General features: G+C 70.9%; 9 protein-coding genes. 5 read left to right on the top strand and 4 right to left on the bottom strand.

Features of this window, described 5'->3' with window-relative positions; translation table 11 throughout:
* Positions 1-531 (bottom strand): IS701 family transposase (locus CD790_RS33595; protein WP_399218671.1); only part of this gene is annotated, 531 nt, incomplete at its 3' end.
* Positions 532-892: 361 nt separating this feature from the next.
* Positions 893-1,453, bottom strand: a complete 561-nt coding sequence (locus CD790_RS33585; RefSeq protein ID WP_260868098.1) for a hypothetical protein — start codon at positions 1,451-1,453, stop codon at positions 893-895.
* Between the two features lie 16 nt (positions 1,454-1,469).
* On the opposite strand from CD790_RS33585, the gene CD790_RS35100 reads away from it, so the two are divergent.
* On the top strand, positions 1,470-1,628 hold the full coding sequence (locus tag CD790_RS35100) for a hypothetical protein (protein WP_186319392.1): 159 nt from the start codon (positions 1,470-1,472) through the stop codon (positions 1,626-1,628).
* 926 nt (positions 1,629-2,554) lie between these two features.
* On the opposite strand, the gene CD790_RS33580 is transcribed toward CD790_RS35100, so the two are convergent.
* Positions 2,555-3,124 (bottom strand): peptide deformylase, encoded by a 570-nt coding sequence (locus tag CD790_RS33580; RefSeq protein WP_144387170.1) that lies wholly within the window; start codon positions 3,122-3,124, stop codon positions 2,555-2,557.
* Positions 3,121-4,074: a helix-turn-helix transcriptional regulator gene (locus CD790_RS33575; protein WP_260868097.1), complete on the bottom strand. Its 954-nt coding sequence runs from the start codon at positions 4,072-4,074 to the stop codon at positions 3,121-3,123. The genes CD790_RS33580 and CD790_RS33575 overlap by 4 nt, the downstream gene beginning before the upstream one ends.
* Before the next feature lie 165 nt (positions 4,075-4,239).
* Between CD790_RS33575 and CD790_RS36500 the strand changes: the two genes are divergently transcribed.
* From CD790_RS36500 to CD790_RS33555, 4 genes are all read left to right on the top strand, one after another.
* Positions 4,240-4,956 (top strand): glycosyltransferase, encoded by a 717-nt coding sequence (locus tag CD790_RS36500; protein WP_260868096.1) that lies wholly within the window; start codon positions 4,240-4,242, stop codon positions 4,954-4,956.
* A gap of 417 nt (positions 4,957-5,373) precedes the next feature.
* Positions 5,374-6,225, top strand: coding sequence for a hypothetical protein (locus tag CD790_RS35095; protein ID WP_186319391.1), 852 nt, complete (start codon positions 5,374-5,376; stop codon positions 6,223-6,225).
* Positions 6,140-6,880: an aldolase gene (locus tag CD790_RS33560; protein WP_144387174.1), complete on the top strand. Its 741-nt coding sequence runs from the start codon at positions 6,140-6,142 to the stop codon at positions 6,878-6,880. The genes CD790_RS35095 and CD790_RS33560 overlap by 86 nt, the downstream gene beginning before the upstream one ends.
* Positions 6,877-7,806 carry a dihydrodipicolinate synthase family protein gene (locus tag CD790_RS33555; protein WP_144387167.1) on the top strand — a complete coding sequence of 310 codons (930 nt, stop codon included), beginning with the start codon at positions 6,877-6,879 and terminating at the stop codon, positions 7,804-7,806. The genes CD790_RS33560 and CD790_RS33555 overlap by 4 nt, the downstream gene beginning before the upstream one ends.
* Positions 7,807-8,007 lie beyond the last annotated feature (201 nt).

The raw sequence follows: 8,007 nt of genomic DNA, 5'->3' as shown, positions 1-8,007 counted from the left end.
CAGGACTGCGGGCCGCAGACCGGCGGCGGCGAGGTCGTCGAGCATGTCCAAAGCGAGCTGCCACTTGGGCCGGTGGTGCTCGGTATCGGGGATCCGGCAGGCCCGCCTGCGGGCCTGCGTGTTGGGCCCGTCCCAGGTGGCGGGCAGGAACAGGCGCCAGGACAGCGGGCACGAGGCGGTGTCGGAGGCGGCGTGGACGCTGACGCCGATCTGGCAGTTGCCGACCTTGCCCAGGGTGCCGGAGTACTGCCGGGCCACCCCCGGCGAGGAACGCCCGTCCTTGGGGAAGCCGGTGTCGTCCACCACCCACACCTGCGGCCGCACCGCGGCCACCGCCCGCCATGCCAGCCGGGCCCGGACCTGCTCGACCGGCCAGGTCGAGGACGTCATGAACTGCTGCAACTGCTGATGGTCGACACCGAGTCGTTCGGCCATCGGCTGCATCGACTTGCGCCGACCGTCCAGCAGTAGCCCTCGCAGATACAAGGAACCCTTCGCCCGCTGGTCCCGCCGCGCAAGCGGCGCGAACACCTCCCCCGCGAACTCCTCCAACCGGCCCCGACACGCAGCAAGCTCACCCGCCCTCATACAAACAGCGAACTACCGAACACCCACCACGACAGGGCCAGCTAACAAAGCACTACTAGGCGCCGCGCCGCCCGCCAGGTGGGTGCTGGCGAAGGCTGGGAGGCGCGGGCCCAGCCGCGACGTTGTACACGCCGTCGACTGCGAGGAAGCACGGGCCGGAGCGCCGACCTTCACTCTAGAGCGGGGCGCTGGACGCGGCGCAGCACCCCGGCGACCAGCTGTGCTCACCGTGTGGTGCCGCCGCTGAACTCGATACCCTCATCAAGGGCCTCGACTGCGGTTTCGGCCAGACCTGAGCGGCGGGTCAGTGGCGGGTGACGGCATAGCCCGTGTCGTTGACAGCGCGGGTCCACACGTCGCGGTCGAACCACTTGCTGATGTTCGGCTGCATCTCGGTGATGGTGCGCATCCGGGTCTCCCAGTCGTGCCCGGCTGGGCCGCGGCTGCCGTCGCACCCGGCGCAGCCGTCCTCGCCGTGGATGTGGCCGGCCATCCACGCGTTGACCGCTACGTTGAGGATGACTGCGTACAGGTCGCCGCCGGTCTGCGCCAGGGAGTCCGGCACCCCGGCGAGCACCAAGGCGAGTTCGGGGTTGTCGATCGGCGGCATCGGGGCCTGGGCCACATCCTTCTCGCGGCTGCTGTCCTCGTAGGAAGACAGGCTCCGCGCGAGGCGGTCGGCTGTGGCCCTGGCGTCGAAGTAGCGCCAGGCGGAGCGCACCTGGATCCTGAGCTGCTCCGCCACGGTGCTGATGTTCTTCTCGATGGTGTCCTCAACGGTCGCCGGCGCGAGGGTCACCCCGAGGCGGGCCAGCTCCGCGAGCGTCTGGGCAACGGCTTCCTTGAAAGCTTTCGTGTTCCGCACCCAGGGAATCGTAGGCGTGTCTGAGCAGCCATCGGACTGCTTTACAGACATTGGGACCCCACCCACCGAGCCGGAAGTCGAGGAACCGGCCGCGGGGAAGTTCGTCGACCTCATGTCGTCTTCGGCCTCCTCCCGGCTGACCTGCACCGAGCCCCAGCTCGAACTCCTCGGCTAGCTTCCCAGCCATGCGATGGTGCTCGGGCACGACGTGAAGACCAACACCGCCTTCCTCCAGCAGATCGCCGCCTGACCAGGCTGAAGCCGGGCGCTCTGGAGAGGGCGCCCGGCTCGCTGTCTGCTTCCGCGTCAACTCCAGCGGCAGCCATCCGCAAGACCCGATGGACGCGGTACCGGCCGCTGAGGTGCCGCTCCAGCCACTCCACGCGCCGCGCAATGGTTATGCTGCGCGACGTTGACGACCAGGTCGCGCCCAGCCGCATCACCTGGGTGGCCTGCGCCGCGTTGGAGAAGCGGCACCGCGGCCGCCCGGACGGGGCACCACGGCGTTCCGGTACGCCCCAGCCCGGAGCCAGTTCACGAGGCAGCGGGCGACAGGTAGTGCCGGGCCCACATCGGGCAGCCCCCTCGGCTACGGCCCAGTCGGGATCCGTCGCACACGGCGCGCCGCTGCCGCCGCGGAGGCGCTGGAAGTCCTGCTCCCACCGCACGGAGATGCCGTATCCGCGAGACATGGCTGCGTTGTTCGGAATGGCCCGAATCGGAGCCCGACGAGACACGCCAGGTGCGCGCGAGAAACTCGGTGCCGTGACCGTGCTTACCGGCGGCGCCACCGGCAGTTCCGTGACGTGAGGGCGTCGGGACAACGGGCCTTACCGACGGGTACGACGGGTTGACGTCACGCAACGCCGAGCGCGCGCAGGACGGCCCCCGCTAGGTCGGGCGTCCACGGGGAATCCGGTCCGCTGCTGCGGCTGACTCCCTGAGCCAGCTGCCGGAGGCTGTACAGGTCGATGGTCCGTAGCCGCCACTCGTGCGGGTGTGCACCAGGCCGTCCTCGCCGCGACGGGCCTGGAGTCCGTATACGCCTGTCTCGACCCTGTTCGTCACTTCCATGCCCACGATCATGCCTGGGACCGAGGGCTACTGGTCGTACGCCCACGCGCGGCCGGTCTGTCGGTACTCCTCCACCGGGATCGGTTCCGCGCCCGGTCGCATGCGGGCGGTGTAGAGCAGGCCGTCGAGGTGGTCGATCTCGTGGGCGACGAGCCGGGCGAGGCCGCGCTCGTACACTGTGGTCACCTCGGTGCCGTCCAGGGCGGTGGTCACCACTGTGATCACCAGAGGGCGAGAGACCATGCCGCGGACGTCGAAGAACGACAGGCACCCCTCGAACTGCTCGTCCATCTCCTCCGAGCGCGCCGTGACGCGCGGGTTGAGCAGGACGATCGGGGCTGCAGCGGGGTCGACGGGCTGGACGACGGCCGCCGCCCGGCCGATGCCGACCTGCGGCGCCGCGATCCCCATGCCCTTGGCGAAGGGGTGCACGCGCGCGATCCGCTCCATCGCCGCGAAGAGCGTCTCGACGGTCTGCTCGGCGGTGTCCTTCTCTGCGGGCAGGTCGAAGGGGCGGGCGGCCTCGGCGAGGACGGGTGCGCCGTACTGCACGACGCCGAGGTCACGCATCTGCTTGCTGGGCCGCACCGTCGTCACGTCAGCTCCCTGTCGCACGTATGGGGTTCGGGCCGGGCGGCTCGGAACCGCCATTCGAGACGGTACCGGGCGTGCAGGAGCGGTGTGGAGGTCGTCCAGGAGAACAACCGGGTGCCGTTCTCGTCCCTGCGGACGGGGGCGGTCCGCAGCGGAGATGCCTCGGCGGTCATGGACGTCTCGGTGCCCCAGACGACCGGGTCGAGCGCCGTGGGAAAGGCGAGCTGTACCTCCAGGTGCTCGGTGGGCAGCCGCACGGCCCGCTGGAACCACCGGCCCCACTTCTCGTCCCCCACCGAGTAGGCGTACTCGATCCACACGGACTCTCCGGGGTAGAGGGGGAAGCGGCCTTGGTCGTTCTCGAACAGCAGCCAGATCTCCTTGAAGGCGTCGCGGTCGTGCTTGGCCTCCCACCGCATCGCCTCCCCGCGGCACGTCGCGCTCAGCGCCAGCTCCTCCCAGGTCAGCGGGTGGGTCCGGTAGTGCGCGTTGGAGCGCTCCGGCTCGCCCGGGTACCGGTCGACGCTGATGCGGATCAGGTAGCGGGTCACCGGCTCGGTGCCGGTGTTCCGCAAGCGCCGGCGCATCGTCAGCCGGTATAGACGCCCGTCGTAGTCGAGGCGGGCGGCGTCGTGCTCGACGACGAGCGCGGAGCCGGTCGCGTACGGCTGCTCGGCCGCCGCCCGCGGTGCCGGCGGTGCCGTCCGCCCGCCTCGGGCTTTGGCCGCCTCGTAGTCGCACCATCGCTTCCAGATGGCCTTGCCGGCGCCCAGGGCCTCGTCCGCGCGGCGGGCGAAGTCCTCGGTCGGCTTGTGCCGCCCGGACTCCACATGGCTGACGTACGACGGGTCGAAGCCCATCGCCGCCGCGAGCGCCCGCTTGGACAGGCCTCTCACCTCGCGCCAGTAGGCGGTCTCGGCCGCGAATGCCTCGGCCGCCTGCTCCATGGTCATCGCATCGTGCTGCTCTCCCATCAAGACCCCCCGGCCGGCTGGTTGATGACGAACGTGAGTGAACCGTGAGTGAGGCCAGTTCACCATCCCGTCACCGCCCCTGGCCCCGGTTTTCTGCCCTTCAACCGGCCCGGACGACCCGGGCCCGGCGGGAGGGAGACCGCCGTGCGGCTGCTGTACCTGCTGAACATCTCCAACCCCGGACGGCTCTCTGCTGACTCCGGCTTCACCTTCGCCGGCCTCCTTACCCCCGCCCTCGCCGACGCCGGGGTGGACGTGACCGTGGCTGCTCCGGCCCCCGCCGGCGACGAGCGGGTGGCCTTCGCCCCCACGGCCTCGCCGTCCACGAAGTACCGCGCCCGCCTCGACCCCGGCCTCGACGAACTCGTGGCCCTCGTCCGCCAAGTCCGGCCCGAGGTGGTCGTGGCCAACCAGATCGAGGCCGCTCCCGCGATCCGCGCCGCCCTCCTCGAAGCCGGCACCGACGCGCGGATTGCCGGGTACTGCCACTACCTGCCGTTCTCCTTCACCGACGACGGCGACCTGAACCTGGACCCGTCCCTGGACGACGGCGGCCTGGGGCGGCCGGTGTTGCTGACCTTCGCCGCCGGCCTCGCCGCGTGCGACCGCGTGCTCGTCCACTCCGCCACGGCCGCGTCCTGGACCACAGCGGCGGCCGACCGCATGGGCGTCGAGCTCGCCGAGAAGCTGCACGTCGTGCCCGCCCCGCGCGACGAGCGACTGGTCCGCGACCCCGCCGACGTTCCCCCGCCAGACGGCCGCGTGACAGCGTCTACAACCACCGCCTCTACGCGCACTACGGCACCGCCCACTTCACCGCGCTCGCCCGGCACCTGGTCACCCAGGCGCCGGTGGAGCTGATGGTGATGGACCTGTTCGGCACCCGCAGCCCCGAGCGAGTCCGCCTCGACCCCAGCCCCGAACGCCACCGCGCCCAGCTCGCCGCCCTTGACGGCGTCACCGTCGTCTCGGACCGCGGGGACCGGGTCCGCTACCGGGACCTACTGGCCAGCGCCCACTTCGGGATCGCCTCGTTCCGACCGGGTTGCCCATGGTCCATGAGCGTGGTGGACTGCCAGGGGATGGGCCTGCCGGTCATCGCCCCCCGCACCGGTTGGCTGGCCGAGCACATCGACGACGACCTGCTCTTCGACACCGACGACGAGGCCGTACGGATCGCGCCGCGGAGTTCTACCGGGTGCACGCCAAGCGCGCCCACGCCTCCACCGCCGACGCCGCCCCGTCCGCCGTGGCCGCCAGCTACCTGGAGGCGATCGCGTGAACGGGTTCGACGCAGTTCTGCTGTCCTACGACGAGCCGATGGCGAACGCGCTGCACCGCCGTCTGGGCCAGGTGCTGGGCGGCACGGTCAAGCGCCTGCACGGGGTGCGGGGCATGCACCGTGCCTACCGGCTGACGGCCGAGATGGCCGACACCGAGCAGTTCTTCCTCGCCTACGGCGACTTCTCCATCGACAGCCGCTTCCCCGCCGCCGACGTCGAGCTACCGGCCGAGGCGGTGTCGATGCGGGTGTGGCGGGCGGTCAACCCGGTCAACGGGCTGACCTACGGCTACGGCGGGCTCAAGCTGATCCGGCGGTCGGCCTTGCGGGAGATGACCGAGGCCGTCGACGTCCTGGAACCCCGCCTTCCATGCGTGGTACGGGCTCTGGTTGAACCGGGTCGTCCCGGCCGTGTCCTGGCAGAACTCGACCTTGCCTGGGAGAGCGGCGACGAGTGCGCGATGCTCGCGCGCGGCAGCGAGTACGGCATGGCCGACGCAGACGCCCGTCATCGGATCGACGCCTGGACAGGCAGCCGCGAGGGCGGCACGCTCCGCCACCCGGAAGGGCTGCCGGGGCCAAGCAGCATTGCGGTGCCCGGCCTGGCCTGTGGGAGGCGGAGGCCTGCCGCCACTGACGCCGTGCAGGCAGTGCTCGCCGTGCCGGGTTGCAGGGTGCGCCTCAAGGCAGGCGGGAGTGCGCGACCTGGGCGGTGTCTCCCGTCGTGTCGTCGTCGCCGGAGACCAGGAGGCAGAGCGGCAGATGGACCGGCACTTCGGGGAACTGGAACTGTCCACGCGCCAGAAGCTGGCGCTCACCTGCCGGATCGCCTACGACGGCGGCCATGACTCCGGGCTCGCCGGGCAGATCAGCGCCCGCGGGCGGGAACTGGGCACCTACTACACCCAGCGCCTGAGGCTGGGCTTCGACGAAATCACCGAGGACAACCTTCTGCTGGTGAACGAGGACCTGGAGGTCCTGGAGGGCGAGGGCATGCCCAACCCCGCCAACCGCTTCCACACCTGGATCTACCGGGAGCGCGCGGACGTCAACTGCATCATTCACACCCACTCCCTGCACACGGCCGCATTCGCCATGCTGGAAGTGCCGCTGGTCGTCTCCCAGATGGACACGACACCGCTGTACGACGACTGCGCCTTCCTCAAGGACTGGCCGGGCGTTCCGGTGGGCAACGAGGAGGGCGAGATCATCTCCGCCGCCCTCGGCGACAAGCGGGCCATACTGCTCGCCCACCACGGCCAGTTGGTGACGGGCTCCACGATCGAGGAAGCCTGCACCCTGGCCCTGCTCATCGAGCGAGCCGCCCGGCTGCAGCTGCTGGCGATGTCCGCGGGGACCATCCAGCCCCTGGACCCGGCTCTGGCCCGCGAGGCCCACGACTGGACCTCCAGCGACCGGCGCAGCAAGGCGAACTTCGGGTACTACGCGCGCAAGGCGCTGCGCAATCACCCCGACTGCCTGACCGGGCAGGTGGAGCTGTGACGGCCACCCCGCCCCTGAAGGGCATCATCTCCTACCCGGTCACCCCCTTCGACGCCGTCACCGGCGAGGTCGACCTGGCCGCGTTGCGGAAGCTCACCGACGATCTGGTCGCCGCCGGCAGTCACGCCGTCGCCCCGCTGGGCAGCACCGGCGAGAGCGCCTACCTGACCGAGAAGGAATGGGACGCGGTCTGCGAGAGCACCCTGACCACGGTGGGGGGGCGGGTGTCGACCCTCGTCGGCGTCTCCCACTGGAGCACCGAGAGCACGGTCCGCCGCGCCCGCGTGGCCGCCCTCCACGGGGCCACCGCGATCATGGTGCTCCCCCAGGTGTACTGGAAGTTGACCGAAGCCGAACTCGTCCGGCACTACGACGAGGTGGCCCGGGCCACCGACCTGCCGATGATGCTCTACAACAACCCCGGCACCAGCGGGGTGGACCTTCAGCCGCAGACCGTGGTCGCCCTCGCCCGGAAGATCCCCAACCTCACCATGGTCAAGGAGTCCTCCGGCGAGGTCTCCCGCTTCCGCGCCATCCGTGAGCTGTCCGACGGAGAGCTGTCCGTCTACAACGGCAGCAACCCGCTCGCCCTGGACGCCTTCCGTGCCGGAGCCGCCGGCTGGTGCACCGCCGCCCCCTGCCTCGTACCGCGGCACGTGCTGGAGCTCCACACCGCTGTCAGCCGAGGGCAGCACGACCGCGCGGACGCACTGCTGCAGCAGCTGCTGCCGTTCCTGCAGTTCATCGTCCGCCACGGTCTCCCCCGGACCGTCAAAGCAGGTCTGGACATCCAGAACCGCCCGGCCGGACCGCCACGGCCACCACTGCTGCCTCTGTCCCAGGACGAGACGCGGCAGCTGCGGACGATGCTCACCCGCCTCTTGGCCGGCGGGCTGCCACCGGCAGTCACCCCGTCCGCCATCTGACGCAACGGGCGAAGTTTCCGCTTCCGCGCTGAGGGGCCGGCCCCTCAGCTCTGCCGGGGCGACGCCTGCTGGACGACCTCGAAGGACCAGACCGTCGAGCCGGTCGCGGCGGGGGCGCTGCTGGGCGGCGCCCGCGCGGGACGCGAAACGCTGCTCCAGCACCTCGCGCTGCTCGGCCGGAACGGTCAGAACCGCCCCGGC

Origin of the sequence: Streptomyces sp. SAJ15 (assembly GCF_007595705.1) — a bacterium.
Taxonomy (GTDB): domain Bacteria; phylum Actinomycetota; class Actinomycetes; order Streptomycetales; family Streptomycetaceae; genus Streptomyces.
Note: the sequence above shows the minus strand (reverse complement) of the source record. Positions and strands in the feature narration are given on the sequence as shown.